Here is a 19,771-nt window from a genome sequence, read left to right as displayed (position 1 = left end):
TGATCTAGGCCCTAATTAATTGAATTAACGTATTAATTAAAGAAAGGGTGACAACGTCGATAGCACCCACCATAAAAAAAGCCCCAACACGGTGGTTGGGGCTTCGCTGTTTTACAGTATGAACATCAAACGCAGCTTAACTTTGCAGTAATGAGATATCTGCAATATTTAAAAACTGATTACGTAATTGATTGAGCAGCGCGAGGCGGTTTGCGCGAATATCTGCATCGTCCGCATTCACCATGACGTCATCAAAGAAGGTGTCAACCGGCTCCCGCAAGGTCGCAAGCGCTGTTAACGCTGCTGCATAGTCACCCGACTCTGCAGCACCCTGTACTTGGTCACGAATGCCTTGCAGTGCGCTGTATAGAGCTTTCTCTGCGGTTTCCGTCAGCAGGCTCTCATCGATAGCTTGGCTAACAGCGTCGGCTTTGCTGAGAATATTGCTGACTCGCTTATTGGCAGCCGCTAGCGCTTCCGCTTGTGGGTTAGCTCGAAACTCACTCACAGCTTTAACGCGACGGTCGAAATCAAGCGCAATGGTCGGGCGACGGGCTAACACCGCTTGAATGACATCTACCGGAATCTGCTGATCTTGATACCAGGCACGGAAGCGGCCCAATAAGAAATCGACGACCTGATCCTGTACCTCACTCGGTGCTTTGACCAAATTACCGTAGGATTCTATGGCTGTTTTCACCAGCATATTTAAATCGAGATTGAGTTCTTTTTCTACCAGAATACGCAGCATGCCAATCGCGGCACGGCGCAAACCAAAGGGGTCACGATCGCCTTTCGGGGTTTGGCCAATAGCAAAAATCCCCACCAAGGTATCGAGCTTATCGGCTAAGGCCACCGCACAACCTTCGTTGCTTATTGGCAATTCATCGCCGGCAAAGCGAGGACGATAGTGCGCCTCTATGGCCTCAGCAACTAACTCTGGCTCGCCATCGTGACGGGCGTAGTGCATTCCCATCACCCCTTGAACCTCGGGGAACTCCATGACCATATTGGTCACTAGATCGGCTTTTGCCAACAAACCGGCCCGTTCTGCAGCATTGGCATCGGCGTTTAGGGCCGAGGCAATGGCTTTCGCGTTGGCAGCGATGCGGCGCGCTTTATCACCAATAGAGCCCAATTCTTTTTGGAAAAGCACCGAATCAAGTTTCTCAAGGCGATTCGCCAACGGCGTTTTCTTGTCTGTTTCAAAAAAGAACTGCGCATCCGCAAGGCGAGGGCGAATTACTTTTTCGTTACCAGACGTAACTTGTATTGGGTCACTACTTTGAATATTACTGATAAAGATAAAACGCGGCAGCAGGTTGTTTTCCCCATCGATTAGCGGAAAGTAACGCTGATCGTCTTTCATGGTGTAAATCAGTGCTTCTTTCGGCACCGCTAAAAAAGACGCATCGAATCCGGCCACTAAGGCCACTGGATATTCCACCAATGAGGTGACCTCATCCACTAAATCCTCATCCCAAACAGGAATACCATTCTCTGCTTCTGCGAGCTCAATCACCGATTGCTGAATCATCCCTTTACGTTCGGCAAAGTCGGCAATCACATGGGCCTCGCGCAAGACATCGGCATATTGCTTGGCATGGGGCACAGTGACGTCGGTCGGATGATGAAATCGATGACCGGTCACCTTATTTGAGCTTTGAATGCCAAATAGCTCCGCGGGAATAACCTGCTGGCCCAATAAAACCGTAAGGCGATGCAGAGGACGAATAAATTGGTGGCTACCAGAACCCCAACGCATGGTTTTAGGAATTGGAAGCTGTTTCACTGCCGCTTCAATCATGCCCTGTACTAACTCAGGTAAGGATTTTCCTTTTACGGTAGCTTCATACATCAACCATTCGCCCTTATCCGTGCTGAGGCGCTGGGCGTCGGCAACGTCAATACCGACACCGCGTGCCCAACCTTGGGCCGCTTTGGTGGGGTTGCCGTCTTGATCAAAGGCCGCTTGTACGGCAGGACCACGTTTTTCGACGACTTCATCCGCTTGCGCTGTTTGCACGCCTTCCACACACACCGCCAAGCGGCGTGGCGAAGCGAAAGAACGTACCTGCTCATAGCTTAGGCGCGCGCTTTCGAGTTGCGCGACTATGCCCTGGGTGAAAGCATCACTTAAGCTTTTCAGCGCTTTCGGTGGTAGTTCCTCTGTACCTAACTCGATGAGTAAATCGTTGGTTTCAATGCTCATGCGGAGGCTCCTCCCTGATCCTGGGCAAGCGGGAAGCCAAGTGCCTCCCGTGCAGCAAAGTATGCTTCGGCACAGGCTTTTGCCATGGTGCGAACACGAAGAATATAACGCTGACGCTCGGTAACAGAAATGGCGTGACGCGCATCAAGGAGGTTAAACGCGTGAGATGCGCGCATCACTTGTTCATACGCGGGCAATGGTAGATTGTTGGCAATCAACAATTCACACTCTTTTTCACAAGAATCGAAGCGAGCGAAGAGCACATCGACATCGGCATACTCGAAGTTATACGCGGATTGCTCCACTTCGTTTTGATGAAAGACGTCGCGATAATAGATAGTGCCCCGAGGGCCCGTGGTCCACACTAAATCGTAGATACTATCGACGCCCTGAATGTACATGGCGAGGCGCTCTAAACCATAGGTGATCTCGCCGGCGACGGGCCGACACTCAAGTCCACCTACTTGTTGGAAGTAGGTAAACTGGGTCACTTCCATGCCGTTTAACCACACTTCCCAGCCTAAGCCCCAGGCACCTAAGGTCGGTGATTCCCAGTTGTCTTCTACAAAGCGGATATCGTGAACTAATGGATCAAAGCCCAATAGTTTCAGGGAGCCTAAGTAGAGCTCTTGAATATCGTCAGGCGAAGGCTTCATCAGTACCTGAAACTGATAGTAGTGTTGCAGGCGGTTTGGATTTTCTCCATAGCGACCATCCGTTGGACGCCGACACGGCTGCACATAAGCAAAGCTCGCTGGCTCCGGTCCGATCGAGCGCAAAAAAGTCATGGGGTGGAATGTACCCGCGCCCACTTCCATATCTAAAGGCTGCACAATCGCGCATCCTTGTTGAGCCCAATAATCTTGCAGGGCAAGAATCAAGCCCTGAAATGTTTTTACATCAAATTTTTCCATGGAGTTCCCACTCAATTCGGCCGAATGTGTGCTGTAAAGCACCCGGGATTTGTGTGATTATACCCTGACCATTGCGTCGATTTACAGGGAGAATAGCCGTGAATGCACCGGATCCGTCAAGAAATCGTTGTCCGTGGTGTGGTGACGCTCCCGATTACCAACAATATCACGATGAAGTATGGGGCAAACCTGTTGTTGATGCTCAGGAATTATTCGCCAAGCTTTGCTTAGATGGACAACAAGCGGGGTTAAGCTGGATTACCATTTTGCGGAAACAAAAAGCCTATGAAGAAGCGTTTTTGGGATTTAATCCGGTTCAACTTGCAGCGGTGCAAGGGGCAAAACGAGATGCTTTTATCGCGGAGCAAATGCAGAACGCAGGAATTGTTAGAAATCGGCTAAAAATCGAATCCATATTCCGTAATGCCGATGCTTATATGGGATTGCAGGCACAGGGCATCGATTTTTCCCATTGGTTATGGCAATTTGTCGGCGGCAAAGCGAAGCAGAATACGCCTCAATCCATGGCTGATGTTCCAACGCAGACCCCAGAATCACAAGCGATGTCGAAAGCGCTGCGTAAAGCAGGTTTTAACTTTGTGGGGCCAACCATCTGCTATGCCTTTATGCAAGCGGTGGGGATGGTGAATGATCACCTGTTGGGTTGCGATTTTCGCGATACAAGCAAACGATAGATTCATTAAAATTAAGGATAGGAGAAGCACGCATGATGCGACTAAGTATTGCTCTTTTGGTGATGTTGGGATTGCTCACAGGATGCGCCGCAGTTATTGAGCGCAAGATGACGACAGATGTGCATAACGTTCGAGGGATGCAGCAGATCACTGAACATTTTGCTGACAACCAAGTGCGGTATTGCAATCAGGAAGGCTGTGCCCATTTTCTCGATTTGTCCGGTGGGATGCCTCTTGAGGGTTTTTCTTGGCGCGCAAACCTCAGTTTGCGTGACGGTGATCGCGATATTGATTTATCGGAAGAGGGGCGTTTTGATTTTCCTCCGGCAACCGACGCAGATAAGCCCTTGGTGATCATTTTCCCTGGTTATGGTACTTCATCGGTGTCTGGCGCCGCGCCGTTAGGGATGCATTTTCGCGCTTTAGGCTATCCAGTTTTGGTGAATTCTGGGCCCACAGAGCATCCCCCCTTTGAATTTGGACTCCACGGTATTTCTGCATTGGTCGAGTATATCGCCCGTGAGTTTCCAGAGCGACCTTTGATCACCGCAGGGGTCTCTATGGGTGTGTTGGGGGTTACTGAGTTTAATCGTATGCAATCTGAATCTGGCCACGATGTCAGTGGAACGATTTTAGTTGCGCCTATGTTGGACTTTGAAAGCGCAGCGAACGCCATGTTCATCGGAATGCGTGGCGATCGTTGGTTGATGCGAGGAATACCCCAACGCAGCTTTGATACGGCACTTCAGCGGGTAATGAGCAAAACCCCGGTAGAGCGTGATGAACTACGACTAGAAAATCGCATCCGCTATATCCCAGAGAATAGTTTAATATTACTTTCGAATAACGATTCCATTGCTCCTAGCCAAGAGATATTGGCGTTATTCAAGCCCCTGAGTGAAGAGGCGTTTTCAGATTACGAAGGTGTCCAGAGGCAGATGCTCGAGGCTCAATACATGGCGCGACACGGACTAACCATTCAATTATATGATCGTTATCCTCATGTGATTATGGCGATGAGCACAGAAGAACAGAGAACACGTATTTCCCAATGGTTAGGCGAGCCGGTTGATCATGAGGCTATTGGTCGCACACTGGAGAACACAGATGAAATCGGCGAAGGCGTGAACTAATCAGAAGGAGGATGTTCCATGTGGAACATCCTCTCGTGTTTAACCAGAAACAGTAGGGGGGATATGAGGGACATGTTACGAATAGAAGTGGTGGACTATAGCAGTCCAACCCATGCAGCAGCGTTACTCAGTATGCTTGAGCATTACGCCCAAGATCCAATGGGTGGTGGTGACCCGTTACCTCAGGCGACCCGAGAGAATTTGGTCGCGGAAATGGCGAAACGTCCCCATGTGTGGAGCTTGTTAGCGTGGAGTGAAGCAGGTGAACCTGTCGGTTTGGTGAATTGTGTGGAGGGGTTTTCCACTTTTGCTGCTAGCCCCGTGTGCAATATTCACGACATTGCCGTGCGTGATGGCTTTCGAGGGCAGGGTGTCGCCCAACAATTGCTCGCTGCGGTGGCAGAAAAGGCCAAAGCGCGGGGTTGCTGTAAGCTGACGTTAGAGGTTTTAAGTGGCAATGAGCCGGCAAAGTTGGCTTATCGCAAGTTCGGATTTAAGCCTTATGAATTGGATGCAAGCATGGGGAAGGCCGAGTTTTGGCAAGCCTCCCTGTAATAGAGACTAAAGAAAGCCGTTAACCGCCTTTTTGAATGAGGTAAAGGTAGGGCGCGTTTTCGGTTTGCTCAGCAAGCAACTCATGGTCCATAAAGCGGCAGAAGGAAGGGATGTCGCGCTTGGTTGCCGGATCATCAGCAATCACCAATAGTTTCTCGCCGCTGGCCATGTGTCGGATTTTGCCGCGAATCATCATGACCGGTTCTGGACAGCGAAGGCCAAGGGTATCTAGTTCCTGATCTGCACTTTTAAATGGGGCCATCGCGGATATCTCAGTGAACGGAAAATAAAAGCCAGTGCTGAATTCAGCACTGGCTCTATTATACTATTTGTGGGGTTGTGGGCAACTACATCGCTTATCGAGTAGCCAATGCACCGCGTTGGTCAGGTGCTGATAAATACTCGGGCCACGAACCAACGCACCGCCTTACACCCGCTCAAATACAGTCGCAATACCCTGACCTAAACCAATGCACATGGTCGCTAACCCTAAAGTCGCGCCTTTTTGCTCCATCAGATTAATCAAGGTGGTGCTGATTCGCGCACCCGAACAGCCAAGCGGGTGACCAAGAGCAATGGCACCGCCGTGGAGGTTCACTTTGCTATCCATGTGTTCCTCAATGCCTAAGCCCTTGAGTACGGAAATAGCCTGAGCCGCAAAGGCCTCATTCAGCTCGAACAAATCGATATCCTGAATCGTTAAGCCTGCGCGCTTCAATGCCTTTTCGGTAGCTGGCACTGGACCGTAACCCATAATAGATGGATCGCAACCAGCGACGGCCATAGACCGAATTTTCACGCGAGGGGTAAGCCCTAGCTGCTTTGCTCGTTCCGCCGACATAATTAACGTTGCTGCAGCACCGTCTGAAATTGCAGACGACGTTCCCGCAGTTACCGTGCCGTTAGCAGGGTCAAATACGGGCGGAAGCTTACTTAAGCCTTCGGCGGTAGTTTCTGGACGAATAACCTCGTCATGGGCAAAGCGTTTGAGTACGCCATGCTCATCATGTCCGTTCACAGCCCAAATCTCATTGTCGAACTCGCCGCTCAATGTCGCTTGGTGCGCTAATCGATGAGAACGCGCGCCGAAAGCATCTTGTGCTTCGCGGCTGACACCAAACTTTTTCCCAAGTAGCTCTGCGGTTAAACCCATAGAGCCTGCAGCTTTCGCCACAGTGCGATTCAAGCCTGGGTGAAAATCAACACCATGCATCATCGGCACATGGCCCATGTGCTCCACACCGCCGGCGATAAAAATATCGCCGTTGCCGGTTTGAATAGCACGTGTGGCATCGTGAATGGCTTGCATCGATGATCCGCATAAGCGGTTCACGGTAACTGCCCCCACTTTATGTGGAATACCAGCAAGTAGGGCGCTATTGCGGGCTACGTTAAAGCCTTGCTCTAGCGTTTGCTGTACACAACCCCAATAAATGTCTTCCAATTCATTGGGATCGACATTTGGGTTGCGAGCGAGCAACCCTTTCATCAATTCAGCAGATAAATCTTCTGCACGTACATTGCGAAATGCACCGCCTTTCGAACGGCCCATAGGTGTACGAATTGCATCAACAATTACGACGTCTTTCATAACAATCTCCGTTCGAAGTTAGCTTTTAAAGTAAGATTCGCCATGTTTGGCTTTCTCACGCAAACCGTCAGTTACCTGGTACATCTCGCCCAGATCGGCGTACTTGTCGGCTAACTCAATAAATTTATTCAAACCTACGGTTTCTAGATAACGGAACGCGCCGCCCCGGAATGGCGGGAAACCCAGGCCATAGATCAATGCGATATCTGCTTCTTCTGCACTATCGACGATGCCTTCTTCGAGACAACGAATCATTTCATTGACCATGGGGATCATGCAGCGGGCGATGATTTCATCTTTCTCTGCAGAGGCCTCTTTCTTGCCAATGATGTCGTACACATCCGGATTAACCACTTTCTTCGGACGACCTTTTTTGTCGACACTATATTCGTAGAAGCCTTTCCCGTTTTTCTGTCCGTAGCGTTCATTTTTGGCAAGCTGGGCAATAGCACCTTTCTCATCACGTGCCATACGTGTTGGGAAGCCTTCCGCCATCACGTGGGTTGCATGATCTGCCGTATCCAGACCTACCACATCACATAAGTAGGCAGGGCCCATGGGCCAGCCAAATTCTTTTTCCATGACTTTGTCGATACCGGGGAAGTCGATACCATCGTCGAGTAATAGACTAAAGCCGGCAAAATATGGGAAAAGCACCCGGTTCACTAAGAAACCAGGGCAGTCATTCACCACGATCGGTGTTTTGCCCATTCGCATGGCATAAGCGATAACCGCAGCAATGGTTTCATCAGACGTGTGCTTTCCGCGAATAATTTCAACCAAAGGCATTTTATGCACTGGGTTAAAGAAGTGCATACCGCAGAAGCGGCTTGGGTCTTCTAAGTTCTCAGCGAGCTTATCGATAGAAATAGTTGAGGTGTTCGAGGTGATGATGGCATCTTTGCTCACCACCTTTTCTACTTCAGCGAGTACCGACCCTTTAATCTTCGGATTTTCCACAACGGCTTCAACGATAATATCTACATCGGCAAGCTCGCTGTTATTCAGGGTAGGGGTGATGGAGGTGAGGGTTTTCGCCACTACTTTTTGATTAATCTTCCCGCGCTCTAACCCTTTGCCCAGAATCTTAGAGGCTTCTGCAAGGCCCAGATCCAACGCTTCCCGGCGAATGTCTTTCATGACAACCGGCACACCCTTTACGGCGCTTTGATACGCAATACCACCACCCATGATACCGGCTCCGAGAACCCCGGCACGTTTGATGTCTTTGCTGGCCGATTTGGCTGCTTTCTTACTCTTTCCTTTTACGACTTGGTCAGCTAAGAAAATACCTACCTGAGCACGTGCCGCATCGGTTTGGGTAAGCTTAACGAAGAGTTCATTTTCAATATTTAGCGCTTCATCACGGGCCTTGTCTGCGCCCCGCTCAGTCACTTCAACCGCAGCGTGAGGGGCTGGGTAATGTTTCCCTGCCTTTGCCCACACAAAACCCTTGGCGGTGCTAAATGACATCAATTTCTCTGTGTCATTTGCTTTCAGGGCTTCCAGTTTTGGCTGACGCTTAGCTTTCCAGTCGAGTTCACCGGCGATGGCGTCGCGCAGCATAGTCAATGCGCCTTCTTTGAGGCGATCAGATTTCACTACAGCATCGACTAAACCAATGGCTAGCGCCTTTTCTGGTTTGTGATTGGCGCCGGTCGTAATAGCTTCCATGGCATTATCAGGACCAATAACACGAGGGAGACGAACTGTTCCACCGAAACCTGGAATCAAGCCAAGTTTTACTTCCGGCAGTCCAATCACTGCGGTTTCATCGGCAATACGATAATCACAGGCGAGGATAGCTTCACAGCCGCCACCGAGAGCAAAGCCGTTAACGGCAGCGATGGTGGGTACTGGTAAGTCTTCGAGTTTATCGAAGACGCGTGAGGCCATATGCACCCATTGTTTGGTTTTCTCAACGTCGGCAAATAAGGTAAGGAACTCGGTGATATCTGCGCCGACAATGAAAGTAGGCTTACTGCTGCGAACCAAAACTCCTTTCAAATCAGTGTTGGTCGCTAAAGCGTCGAGGGCATCACTGAACTCATTCAGTGTTTTTTCGTCAAACTTGTTGACAGAACCAGGGGCGTCGAACAAAAGTTCAGCGATTCCTGGCTCAATAAAGTCAACGTGAAGGTTGGTACCTTGGTAGATCATCTGTGGTCTCCCGAGACTGGTAAGCAGAGCTCGTCTCTGCAAACACTCAAGTTTCACTCTTGTATCTATATGCTAATGTAGTACAAGAGTATGGCAAAACTGTGGCAGTAATCATCCCATAATGAGAAAGAAAATTAAACACCCGTTTAAAAATGCTGTAAGGCTGATGTTTCCGCTTGGATTTGTGCTGTGTTTTAGCACATCTGCAGCCGTGATTGATGATTATACACAGCGTGGAGAGCAGCGCGAGTGGTTCCTCGAAGCGGAGCAACGAATTGAGCGCCGCGATTTCGATCGTGCCCGCGAACTTATGCTAAAACTTGCCGATTATCCGCTTTTCCCATACCTCGAAGCGGCCTTTTTGGAGCAAAACTTCTCCCTTGCCAACGAACCCTTTGTACTCGAGTTTTTAGAAGAATATCAGGGTACGCCAGCGGAGCGCCAATTGCGTACCGCATGGTTGAACTTTCTGGTTCGACGAAATGATGGCGCGCGTTTTTTACGCGATTATAGACGTCAAGGTTCCGCACATTTGCAATGCTACTACCTGCGCGAACGGTATCGCAGTTTGCGACGCGCCGACCCATCAGAATCAACAGACGCTGAATTTGCTGAACTTTGGAATGACGTCACTGAACAATGGATGCATGGGCGTAGTTTGCCCTCCGCCTGCGATCCGGTATTTTTGGCGTGGTCCAACGCAGGGCACCGCACCGACGATGTAGTTTGGCAACGTATTAAATTGGCATTGGAAGCGCGGCAAACTGGATTAGCCCGCTATTTAGCCCGGTTTATGGATGATGACACGCGCTATTTGGCGGACTTGATGCGGCGCGTCAATACCTCACCGAGTGTGGTTCGCCGCTTTCAGGAGTTCCCTGGCGCTGATCCGCGGGAACGAGAAATTATTCTATATGGACTCGGACGCTTACGCTGGAATAACCATGATGCCCTAGTGAGTGTTTGGGAACATTTCAAAGATAAGTACCCGTTTAGCGAGCAAGAGCGGGCGCAAATGGAATCGGATATTGCAGTCACCTTAGCCCTTCGGGGCGATGATCGGGCTTTAGGCTATTTTCAACGCCTTGATCCGGCCTACATGACCGATACCGCCCGACAGTGGTATTTGACGGCTCGCTTAGCTACGCAAAATTATGGCGCCATCGCGGCATTTATTGACCGTTTGCCAGAGGATATCGCCGAGCGGGGGCAATGGCTCTATTGGCGAGCACGTGCGCAAGCGGAGCTGGGTAACTTTGACGATGCCATGGAAACAATGGAGCGGACCGCTCAGCAGCGAAATTATTATGGCTTTTTAGCAAGCGCTCGGCTCAGTTTGATACCCGAGTTATCCCATGATGAACCGGAATTTTCACCCGATGCCCTAGAACAACTTGCACAATCACCGGCAGCGCAACGTGCCTACGAATTGCGGCAAATGGAGCGTTTTCTCGATGCCCGTCGGGAATGGAACCTAGTTCGCCAAGACTTAGGTGAAGATGAACAGGTACTTGCTGCCATTTTAGCTTCCGAGTGGGGATGGCATGATCAGGCCATATTTGGCTTTGCTCAGTCGGGCTCACTCAACGATGTGCATCGACGCTTCCCACTGGGTTACTCTGAGCTTTTGCAAGAACAAGCTGCACAAGCGAGCATTGATCCTGCGTGGGTGTTTGCCATCACTCGCCGAGAAAGTTCGTTCCAGCCAGATGCAGTATCACCCGCTGGCGCGCGCGGTTTAATGCAGGTTATGCCGGCAACGGCCGATTATTTGCTACGCAACTCGCCTGGACCGACAAGCCGCATACCGACGCAAACACGATTATTTAATCCTGAAGAAAATGTCAGATTAGGTACCCAGTATCTCGCTGATTTGCTCCGTCGCACGGATAATAATTGGTTGCTCGCGACAGCGGCTTATAATGCGGGCATCTATCGAATGCAGGAGTGGCTACCGAGCGAGAGTGTCCCTGCCGATTTATGGATCGAAATGATTCCTTTCCAAGAAACGCGAGATTATGTGAAAGCGGTACTTGCCTATCAGCAAATTTATACGATGCTATTAGGAAAAGATGCTAATGTATTAGCACCGTTGATTCGAATGCAGATCAATGGAACTAATCGCGGCTAGATGTTCCATATGGAACATCTCCCTGGGCATTAGTCATAACCCCAATAAAAACATAACGCCGAGGAAAGGCTCTTACCATGCAAGTACGCGCCATATTGCGGATTCTTGGACTTTTGGTTGCGCTATTTAGTGTGACGCTGCTCCCCCCAGCTGTGCTGGCCTATTTTTATGAAGATGGCGGTGGTTGGGCATTTCTATCGGCATTTATTGTGTCGCTTATCGCCGGCTTTTTTCTTTGGTACCCCAATCGAAATTTTCGACAGGAATTAAAAACCCGCGAAGGTTTTTTAATTGTGGTGCTATTTTGGACGGTGCTTGGGACAGTGGGGGCGATACCATTCTGGATGCCTGATGCGCACACCCTGAGCTTCACCGATAGCATGTTTGAGTCTTTTTCTGGGCTTACGACCACAGGTGCCACCATTTTGGTGGGTATCGATGAGCTTCCCCACGCGTATCGCTTCTATCGGCAGCAATTGCAATGGCTAGGCGGTATGGGGATCATTGTGTTGGCAGTGGCAATATTGCCATTGTTAGGCATCGGTGGCATGCAATTGTATCGCGCAGAAATTCCAGGCCCAGTAAAAGATACCAAAATGACACCACGTATCGCGGATACGGCCAAGCAACTTTGGTACATCTACTTGGCACTCACCATTGCCTGTGCATTGGCTTACTGGGCCGCGGGCATGACACCTTTTAATGCAATTGGTCATGCGTTCTCAACAGTAGCTATTGGCGGTTTCTCTACCCACGACGCCAGTATGGGTTATTACGACAATATGATGATCCCGATGATAGGCGTGGTGTTCCTGTTAATTGCGGCAGTTAACTTTTCGTTGCACTTTGCAGCATTTCCGCGCATGAATCGAAAACGCGTGGATGGGCAAACCCATTATGATTGGCAAATGGGGTCAGTTTTTACCTATCTGCGCGACCCTGAGTTTCGCGCCTTAATGATTATTCAATTGAGCGTTATTGCCCTCGTGGTGGCAACCCTATTGTTTCATCAGTATTACGCCAACACCTTAGATAATGTAGTGCATGGTATCTTCCAAGCGGTGAGTATTAGTACGACAGCAGGTTTTACCACCTCAGACTACACCCTATGGCCGGTATTTCTTCCGATGGTACTCATTTTTGCCAGCTTTATTGGCGGGAGTGCTGGCTCTACCGGCGGTGGTCTCAAAGTGGTGCGCGTTCTGCTGTTGTACCGCCAAGGGGTGCGGGAAATGAATCGGTTGGTCCATCCCAAAGGGGTGTTTACGGTAAAATATGGTAAACGGGCATTGCCGGACCGCGTTGTTCAAGCGGTTTGGGGATTCTTTGCCGCTTATGCATTGTTGTTTGTGATACTAATGCTGCTCTTTATTGCTACTGGTCTTGATGATTATTCTGCATTTGGTGCGACCGCCGCGACGCTCAATAACTTAGGTCCGGGACTTGGTGAAGTGGGGGCTAATTTCACCACCGTATCAGATTCTGGGAAGTGGGTAGCCATTATGGCCATGGTGTTTGGTCGCTTGGAAATATTTACCCTCTTGGTACTGTTCTCGCCGGCGTTCTGGAAACAGTAGCCAACGCATTGCGTTGGGTACGGGGGTGATGCGGGGTTGCAAGCTGCCAAAGGGTAGCCAACGCATTGCGTTGGTTACGGGGGTGATGCGGGGCTGCAAGTTGCCAAAGGGTAGCCAACGCATTGCGTTGGGCACGGGGCTAAAAGTACAGCGCACCCGGTGCGAATAATCGCTCGATGTCGCTTACGTATTTCTTATCAACCAAGAATAAAATGACATGATCATCGGCTTGAATGAGGGTGTCATCGTGGGCGATCAATACTTCGCTACCACGCACCACGGCACCAATAGTTGATCCCGGTGGTAACTTCAGTTCACCGACCTCGCGGCCAACTACTTGTGAGGTGTTTTCATCTCCCCGAGCGACTGCTTCAATGGCTTCAGCCGCGCCGCGCCGTAATGAGTAGGCATTGGCAAAATCACTACGATGAATATGACGAAGTAGGGCTGAAATAGTTGCTTGTTGTGGCGAGATGGCGATATCAATATCACCTCCTTGCACAAGATCCACATAGGCACTGCGTTGTATCAATACCATGGTTTTCTTAGCACCCATACGCTTGGCTAAGAGCGCCGACATAATGTTGGCTTCATCATCGTTGGTGACGGAAATAAACACATCAATGTCTTCTATCCGTTCTTCACTAAGCATTTGCTGATCTGAGGCATCCCCGTGCAGCACCAGTGTGTTATCTAACTGGGCGCTAAGCTCTTCAGCGCGGTGTAAACTTAACTCAATTAGCTTCACTCGGTGGGTCGCTTCTAGCTGGCGCGCTAAACCGGAACCAATGTTACCGCCACCGACAATCATCACGCGCTTATAGTGCGCTTCGCGCGGTTGCAACTCATCCATAACCGCCCGTATGTGTTTGGTATCGGCCACGAAGAACACTTCGTCGTCTGCTTCAATAATAGTACTACCCAAAGGACGAATCGGACGACCTTGACGGAAGATGGCCGCCACACGTGTATCAATATTGGGGATGTGCTTGCGCAAGGTAGCAATGGCGTGACCGACTAGCTTGCCGCCATAAGAAGCCCGTACCGCCACCAGACTCACTTTGCCGTCGGCAAATTCAAGCACTTGCAGCGCGCCTGGGTAATCGATTAAGCGCTTGATATAACTCGTCACTAGTTGTTCTGGCGAGATGATGTGATCCACCGGGAGCTGTTCTTTACGAAACAGTTGGTCGTGATACTTGGTGTATTGCTCTGAACGAATCCGTGCAATTTTTAACGGGCAATTGAAGATACTGTGGGCCACTTGGCAGGCCAGCATATTCACTTCATCAAGACTGCTAACGGCTACCAACATGTCGGCATCGTCAGCGCCGGCGCTGCGCAATACGTCCGGATGCGCGCCATTGCCTTGCACAACGCGCAGGTCGTATTTATCTTGGAGTTCATTGAGCATTTCGCGGTTGGGGTCGATCACGGTGATTTCATTGCGTTCGCTCACCAGACTCTCAGCCAAGGTCGCGCCCACTTGTCCGGCTCCCACGATAATGATTTTTTTCATTCCAGCGAATCACCCTTGTTCTTATTTGTCTTCAGCTTACGCCTAAATTGCTGTTTTTTCGAGCGTACAGTAATAAAAACCATCACCTGAATCGGTTTCAGGCAATAGCTGCCAATCTCGCGCTTGTGCGTGAGCTACGGGAACCACACGGGCATTCTTTACTGTAGCCAGAAAGTTCTCAATTTGCAGCGTATTCTCGTCGGGTAAAACAGAGCAGGTCGCGTAAACCAAGCGTCCACCGACCTTCAGTAGCTGCCACTGTGCCTGAAGAATTCGCTGCTGTAGAGCAACCAGTGCGTCAATATCAGAGGCGCGTCGCAACCATTTAATATCCGGGTGACGACGAATGACACCAGTGGCAGAGCAGGGCGCATCAAGCAGAATACGATCGTATAGTTGACCGTCCCACCATTCCCTTGGCTCTGCGGCGTCGCCATAAATAACCGTTGCACTTAATTGCAGACGTTGCATATTCTCGTGAACGCGCTGTAATCGCCCTTCGTCAAAATCTAATGCATGCACGATGGCGTTGGGCGTTCGCTCCAGAATATGGGCAGTTTTTCCGCCGGGAGCGGCACAGGCATCAAGTATACGTTCGCCGGGTTGCGCATCTAAAAGGTGCGCGGCAAACTGCGCTGATCGATCTTGTACAGAAACCTGACCCTCCGCAAAGCCAGGTAACTGGGTTACATCAATGGCATGTTGCAGGCGAATCGCATCGGTGGCTGTCGGATCGGCAAAGGCTTCAATGCCTTGTTCTGCTAGGGCACTGAGGTAATTATCTCGCGTTTGCTTGGCGGCGTTAACGCGTAGCCAAAGTGGCGGCGCTTGGTTATTTGCACTACAAATGTGCGACCACTGATCAGGGTAGGCACTCTCTAGGCGACGTTGCAGCCAACCAGGATGATCCGTGCGCAAGCCTGGGCTCTTCAGTTGCTCCGCTGCAAGCTGTTGCTCTAATTCCGCATGCTGGCGCTGAAATGAACGCAATACGGCATTCACCATACCTTTGAGCGATGGCTGCTTTACTAATTGCGCGGCGTTTACGGTTTCGGCGATGGCGGCATGGGCAGGGGTGCGCATATCGCGCAGCTGAACAATACCCACGAGCAACAAATAGTGCACTATGCGCACTTTATTCTTCAGGGGTTTCTCCACGAGAGCGCGGATAAACCATTCATAACTGGGTAGAAAACGTAGCGCTTGGTAGCAGGTTGCTTGGGTTAATGCTGCATCGGCAGCGGTGAGCCCCTGTGTGGTTTCCGGTATTGCCTGACTCAGAGAGCGCCCTTGTTCCAGTACTTGAAAAAGAGCTCGAGCAGCGGCTGCACGCGCATTCGCTGGTTTACTCATCGCGAACCAACTTATTGGTCAGCACAAGTCCTGGCTGAAACTCTTCTCTGCGCGCATTGAGCATATCCGCCGCCGACATGGGTTTCTTGCCTGGCGGTTGCATGCGCTCAAGATTAAGGGCACGCTCGCCACAGGCAATAAGAATACCGTGCTTGTCTGCCCGCAGAATGGTGCCTGGCGGCGCTGCAATGGGGTGATCAAGCACTTGCGTCCGCCACACTTTAATGGGCTGTCCATGGAACATAAAGCTTGAACCGGGCCACGGATTAAAGGCACGAACGCAGCGTTCAATAAATGCCGCGGAGTCATTCCAATCGATGAGCCCTTCCGCTTTTGTTAGCTTCTTGGCGTATGTGGCCAGTTTGTCTTCCTGTGGTGTCGGGCGAATGTCACCGGTATTCAGTGCGCGCAACGTTTCAATCAGGGTCGGTGGGCCAAGCTTCGATAATTTCTCGTACAAACTCGCGGAAGTATCGATTTTACAAATCATGATATGGGCTTTGGCGAGCATGGGACCGGTGTCGAGTCCTTCATCCATTTGCATAATGGTGACGCCGGTTTCGCGGTCACCGGCCCAAATCGCGCGCTGGATAGGCGCAGCACCGCGCCAACGGGGAAGCAGCGATCCATGTACATTAATGCAACCAAAGCGGGGCGTGTCGAGGACAGCCTTGGGCAACAATAATCCATAGGCCACCACAACCATCACGTCCGCTTGATAGCTGGCTAGATGCTTCTGTGCGTCAGCATTCTTGAACGTTTCTGGTTGCTCAACTGGAATGTCATGGGTTAGGGCCAACTCTTTTACTGCGCTTGCTTGCAGCTTCTTACCGCGCCCAGCGGGACGGTCAGGTTGTGTATAAACCGCCACAACCTCCATATCGCTGGTATCGAGCAGCGCCTGTAAGTGGCGAGCGGCAAAATCTGGGGTTCCAGCGAATAGTACACGCACCTATAAAATTCCTTAATTAAGCTTCGCCGCAAGGCGTGCTTCTTTCTCTAATTTCTTACGAATCCGATCGCGCTTGAGCGGTGACAAGTAATCAACGAAGAGTTTTCCATTTAAGTGGTCGAGCTCATGTTGAATACAGATGCTCAGCAGGCCTTCGGCATCCATTTCAAAGGTTTCGCCGTTGCGATCTTGCGCACGCACACGTACCTTGCCGGCACGCTCAACCTTTGCAAATACATTAGGAAAGCTTAAACAGCCTTCTTCGTTCTCAAAAAGACCGTCTTGCTCAATGATTTCCGGATTGATAAATACCAAAGGCTCGTTTTTCTCTTCACCACAGTCGGCGATAAAAAAGCGCTGATGTACATCCACCTGAGTGGCGGCTAAGCCCACGCCTTGCGAGTCGTACATGGTTTCAAACATGTCATCAATGATTTCTCGCAGTGCATCATCAACCTGCTCAACAGGTTTGGCAACAGTGCGCAGGCGATCATCCGGGTACTTCAAAATTGTCATTTTAGCCATAGCTTCGCTACTACCTCGCGCCTTCTAAAAATAATATCGGCACTTTCCCACATTTATTAACGGGTGTGCCTCGGTGAATAATCCCCATGGTGATCTCTAATTTTAACGGGATTAATGCTGAAAAGACAGGTTTTCGCTTGTTCAACGCAAGGATTTAGTTCATATCCGTGAATGGATTTTAAAATTCATATCATGACTTCAAGGACGAATCATGCTTCATGCGGAAACCGTACACCCAAATACCCTTCGCCAGTGGCTACGTTTGCACTTTACGCCGTTGAAACTCAAACGCCTGTTGCGTGAGCAGTGGGCAGGCTTTCACACCATGTCGGCACAACAGCCGTTGGCATCGCTTCCCCGATTTTGGCGCGACAAGTTGGCGGAAGAAAATGAGCAAAGCGTGGCAAAAGACCTGGGGCGAATCCAACGTTGGCTCGATGCAGATGAGCAGCATGCTGTGATTACCCGAGTCTGCGCGGAGTATCCTGCATTGTTGGCGGAAGTTGATGATGCACCTTGGCTGCTTTTTGCCAGCGGTCATGTGGAACATCTTAGCCTTTCGGCAATAGGAATTGTTGGCAGTAGAAAAGCGACACCCATGGGGGTGAGCTTGGCTGGGGAGTTTAGCCAAGGATTGGGGGCGCATCGATTATGCGTGGTCAGTGGCATGGCGATGGGTATTGATGCCGCGGCCCATCAGGCCGCGTTAGAACACGGATGGGCAACGATAGGTGTGTTGGGATGTGGTATTGATAAGGTATATCCGGCGCGCCACCGAGCGCTTTATGGGCAAATGCGCGAGAGCGGTTTGTTACTGAGCGAATACTTACCTGGTGAAGCACCGCGGGTTGAACGATTTCCCCAACGCAACCGTATAATAAGTGGACTAAGTCACGGTGTGCTTGTGGTTGAGGCCAGCGTGCACAGCGGATCTCTGCAAACCGCCAAGCATGCATTGGAGCAAAATCGAGAGGTGTATGCGATTCCCGGATCCATTCGCAACCCAGCGGCAGAGGGGTGTAATCGGTTAATTCAGCAGGGCGCAAAGTTAGTGACCTGCACAGATGACGTCTTGGTGGATTTTCCGGCTCAAGAAGCTTTGTGGCCGGTCGATAATCCTTTTAGAGAAAATTTTTCAGAAAAGCTGCCGAATTTTCTTGAAACGGGCTTGGCAAACCCCCATTTATTAGCTAACGTGGATTTTGAGACCACCTCCCTAGATGTGCTTATTACGCGAACGGGGCTGGGTGTCTCAGATGTAGTCAACCAGCTCATCAGTCTCGAGTTGGCTGGATGGATTAAGCAAGTACCTGGCGGTTACGTCAGGATGAGGAGGTAGGAGTTATGTTCGAGATTCTCATGTACCTCTTTGAAAACTACGTCCATTCTGAAATGGAAGTGGTTGTGGACCACGATGAACTGACTGACGAGCTCACCCGTGCCGGTTTCCATGAACAGGAAATAGGTAAGGCACTCGCTTGGTTGGAGCGCCTCGCTGATTTGCAAGACAGTAAGGATAGCCCTTACTTAACGCAAGCAGCTCCGGTGGCTTCATTTCGTGCGTACACGCCCGAGGAACTGGCTCGTCTCGACGTCCAGTCACGTGGTTTTCTCATGTATTTAGAGCAAATCGGGGTGCTCGATTTTACCACGCGGGAAATGGTTGTTGACCGTGTGATGGAACTCGATACACCGCAATTTTGTTTGGATGACTTAAAGTGGGTCATTCTCATGGTCTTGTTTAATGTTCCGGGCCACGAAGATGCCTACAGCCAAATGGAAGATTTGCTATTTGAAGAGCCTCAGGGATACATGCACTAAACGCAGGAACCCTGATGACTCCAACAAATCTATTTGACGCGTCGGATCGTAAAGATGAGCGCGATGAGCCTTGTCCGCTCTGTGGTAGCCCAGTAAAACTTAAGCATACAGGCCAACATTCGTTTTGGGGCTGTAGTGCTTATCCTGCCTGTGACTATACCCAATCATTACATGAATCTGGTGATTTTGAGCCGCAATCTTTACCTGGGGAGCATTGCCCGGAATGTGGCTCTGATCTCTTGCTTAAAAAAGGTCGTTACGGCTTTTTTGTCGGTTGCAGTGGCTTTCCTGCGTGCCATTTTATGCTCGATCCAACGGCACCCAAGCAAACCGAAAGTGAATCGGCGCCCAAGTGCCCCGCGTGCACAAAAGGGAAGTTGGTAAAGCGCGCCAGCAAGCGCGGAAAAGTTTTTTATGCCTGCAATCAATATCCAAAGTGCGATTATGCGTTAAACGAACCGCCCGTTGCCCACACCTGCCCAGATTGTGGTTGGGGGGTAATGGAAAAACGGGAAGGCGCGCAAGGCACTTACCTTCGTTGTCCGCAAAAATCATGCGGATACAAAACAGAATCCGTATAATACCCACCGATATTGTGAATAACTGCTTACACAGAGCGCGCGCAAGAGGAAT

At 50.3% G+C, this 19,771-nt stretch carries 17 protein-coding genes; 8 read left to right on the top strand and 9 right to left on the bottom strand.

The genetic code is table 11. The features are described 5' to 3' along the window. Positions 1–136: 136 nt before the first annotated feature. Positions 137–2,206, bottom strand: coding sequence for a glycine--tRNA ligase subunit beta (gene glyS / locus HXZ99_RS06805; RefSeq protein WP_194756625.1), 2,070 nt, complete (start codon positions 2,204–2,206; stop codon positions 137–139). Positions 2,207–2,208: 2 nt separating this feature from the next. Continuing rightward, positions 2,209–3,126: a glycine--tRNA ligase subunit alpha gene (glyQ, locus tag HXZ99_RS06800; protein WP_194756530.1), complete on the bottom strand. Its 918-nt coding sequence runs from the start codon at positions 3,124–3,126 to the stop codon at positions 2,209–2,211. Positions 3,127–3,224: 98 nt separating this feature from the next. Here glyQ and HXZ99_RS06795 point away from each other — a divergent pair, with 98 nt between their 5' ends. The 3 genes from HXZ99_RS06795 (at position 3,225) to HXZ99_RS06785 (ending at position 5,509) form a co-directional block, all read left to right on the top strand. Further along, a complete protein-coding gene (locus HXZ99_RS06795; protein ID WP_194756529.1) occupies positions 3,225–3,821 on the top strand; it encodes a DNA-3-methyladenine glycosylase I in 597 nt (198 codons plus the stop codon). Between the two features lie 32 nt (positions 3,822–3,853). Beyond that, positions 3,854–4,954 carry a serine aminopeptidase domain-containing protein gene (locus HXZ99_RS06790; protein WP_194756528.1) on the top strand — a complete coding sequence of 367 codons (1,101 nt, stop codon included), beginning with the start codon at positions 3,854–3,856 and terminating at the stop codon, positions 4,952–4,954. Positions 4,955–5,026: 72 nt separating this feature from the next. Then, on the top strand, positions 5,027–5,509 hold the full coding sequence (locus HXZ99_RS06785) for a GNAT family N-acetyltransferase (RefSeq protein ID WP_194756527.1): 483 nt from the start codon (positions 5,027–5,029) through the stop codon (positions 5,507–5,509). A gap of 19 nt (positions 5,510–5,528) precedes the next feature. Here HXZ99_RS06785 and tusA read toward each other — a convergent pair whose 3' ends face one another. The 3 genes from tusA to fadB form a co-directional block, all read right to left on the bottom strand. Next, positions 5,529–5,771, bottom strand: a complete 243-nt coding sequence (tusA, locus tag HXZ99_RS06780; protein WP_194756526.1) for a sulfurtransferase TusA — start codon at positions 5,769–5,771, stop codon at positions 5,529–5,531. 165 nt (positions 5,772–5,936) lie between these two features. Further along, positions 5,937–7,100 (bottom strand): acetyl-CoA C-acyltransferase FadA, encoded by a 1,164-nt coding sequence (fadA, locus tag HXZ99_RS06775; protein WP_194756525.1) that lies wholly within the window; start codon positions 7,098–7,100, stop codon positions 5,937–5,939. 18 nt (positions 7,101–7,118) lie between these two features. Continuing rightward, positions 7,119–9,260 (bottom strand): fatty acid oxidation complex subunit alpha FadB, encoded by a 2,142-nt coding sequence (gene fadB / locus HXZ99_RS06770; RefSeq protein WP_194756524.1) that lies wholly within the window; start codon positions 9,258–9,260, stop codon positions 7,119–7,121. Positions 9,261–9,381: 121 nt separating this feature from the next. On the opposite strand from fadB, the gene HXZ99_RS06765 reads away from it, so the two are divergent. Then, complete coding sequence (locus HXZ99_RS06765) at positions 9,382–11,391, top strand: transglycosylase SLT domain-containing protein (RefSeq protein ID WP_194756523.1); 2,010 nt, start codon at positions 9,382–9,384, stop codon at positions 11,389–11,391. A gap of 77 nt (positions 11,392–11,468) precedes the next feature. Continuing rightward, positions 11,469–12,968, top strand: coding sequence for a TrkH family potassium uptake protein (locus tag HXZ99_RS06760; RefSeq protein WP_194756522.1), 1,500 nt, complete (start codon positions 11,469–11,471; stop codon positions 12,966–12,968). 139 nt (positions 12,969–13,107) lie between these two features. Here HXZ99_RS06760 and trkA read toward each other — a convergent pair whose 3' ends face one another. The 4 genes from trkA to def are packed head-to-tail and all read right to left on the bottom strand — an operon-like array spanning position 13,108 to position 17,317. Next, a complete protein-coding gene (gene trkA, locus HXZ99_RS06755; protein ID WP_194756521.1) occupies positions 13,108–14,487 on the bottom strand; it encodes a Trk system potassium transporter TrkA in 1,380 nt (459 codons plus the stop codon). 42 nt (positions 14,488–14,529) lie between these two features. Further along, the gene (rsmB, locus tag HXZ99_RS06750; RefSeq protein WP_194756520.1) at positions 14,530–15,840 is read right to left on the bottom strand and encodes a 16S rRNA (cytosine(967)-C(5))-methyltransferase RsmB; all 1,311 of its coding nucleotides are present in this window, start codon (positions 15,838–15,840) and stop codon (positions 14,530–14,532) included. Beyond that, on the bottom strand, positions 15,833–16,792 hold the full coding sequence (gene fmt, locus HXZ99_RS06745; protein ID WP_194756519.1) for a methionyl-tRNA formyltransferase: 960 nt from the start codon (positions 16,790–16,792) through the stop codon (positions 15,833–15,835). Before fmt ends, rsmB begins: the two co-directional genes overlap by 8 nt. Positions 16,793–16,804: 12 nt before the next feature. Beyond that, positions 16,805–17,317, bottom strand: a complete 513-nt coding sequence (gene def, locus HXZ99_RS06740; RefSeq protein ID WP_194756518.1) for a peptide deformylase — start codon at positions 17,315–17,317, stop codon at positions 16,805–16,807. Positions 17,318–17,528: 211 nt separating this feature from the next. Between def and dprA the strand changes: the two genes are divergently transcribed. The 3 genes from dprA to HXZ99_RS06725 are packed head-to-tail and all read left to right on the top strand — an operon-like array spanning position 17,529 to position 19,719. Continuing rightward, on the top strand, positions 17,529–18,656 hold the full coding sequence (dprA, locus tag HXZ99_RS06735; protein ID WP_194756517.1) for a DNA-processing protein DprA: 1,128 nt from the start codon (positions 17,529–17,531) through the stop codon (positions 18,654–18,656). 5 nt (positions 18,657–18,661) lie between these two features. Then, a complete protein-coding gene (locus HXZ99_RS06730; RefSeq protein ID WP_194756516.1) occupies positions 18,662–19,138 on the top strand; it encodes a DUF494 family protein in 477 nt (158 codons plus the stop codon). Positions 19,139–19,152: 14 nt separating this feature from the next. Beyond that, on the top strand, positions 19,153–19,719 hold the full coding sequence (locus tag HXZ99_RS06725; protein ID WP_194756515.1) for a DNA topoisomerase family protein: 567 nt from the start codon (positions 19,153–19,155) through the stop codon (positions 19,717–19,719). Positions 19,720–19,771: the final 52 nt, after the last annotated feature.

Origin of the sequence: Aliidiomarina indica, from assembly GCF_015354615.1 — a bacterium.
In the GTDB taxonomy this organism is placed as follows: domain Bacteria; phylum Pseudomonadota; class Gammaproteobacteria; order Enterobacterales; family Alteromonadaceae; genus Aliidiomarina; species Aliidiomarina indica.
Note: the sequence above shows the minus strand (reverse complement) of the source record. Positions and strands in the feature narration are given on the sequence as shown.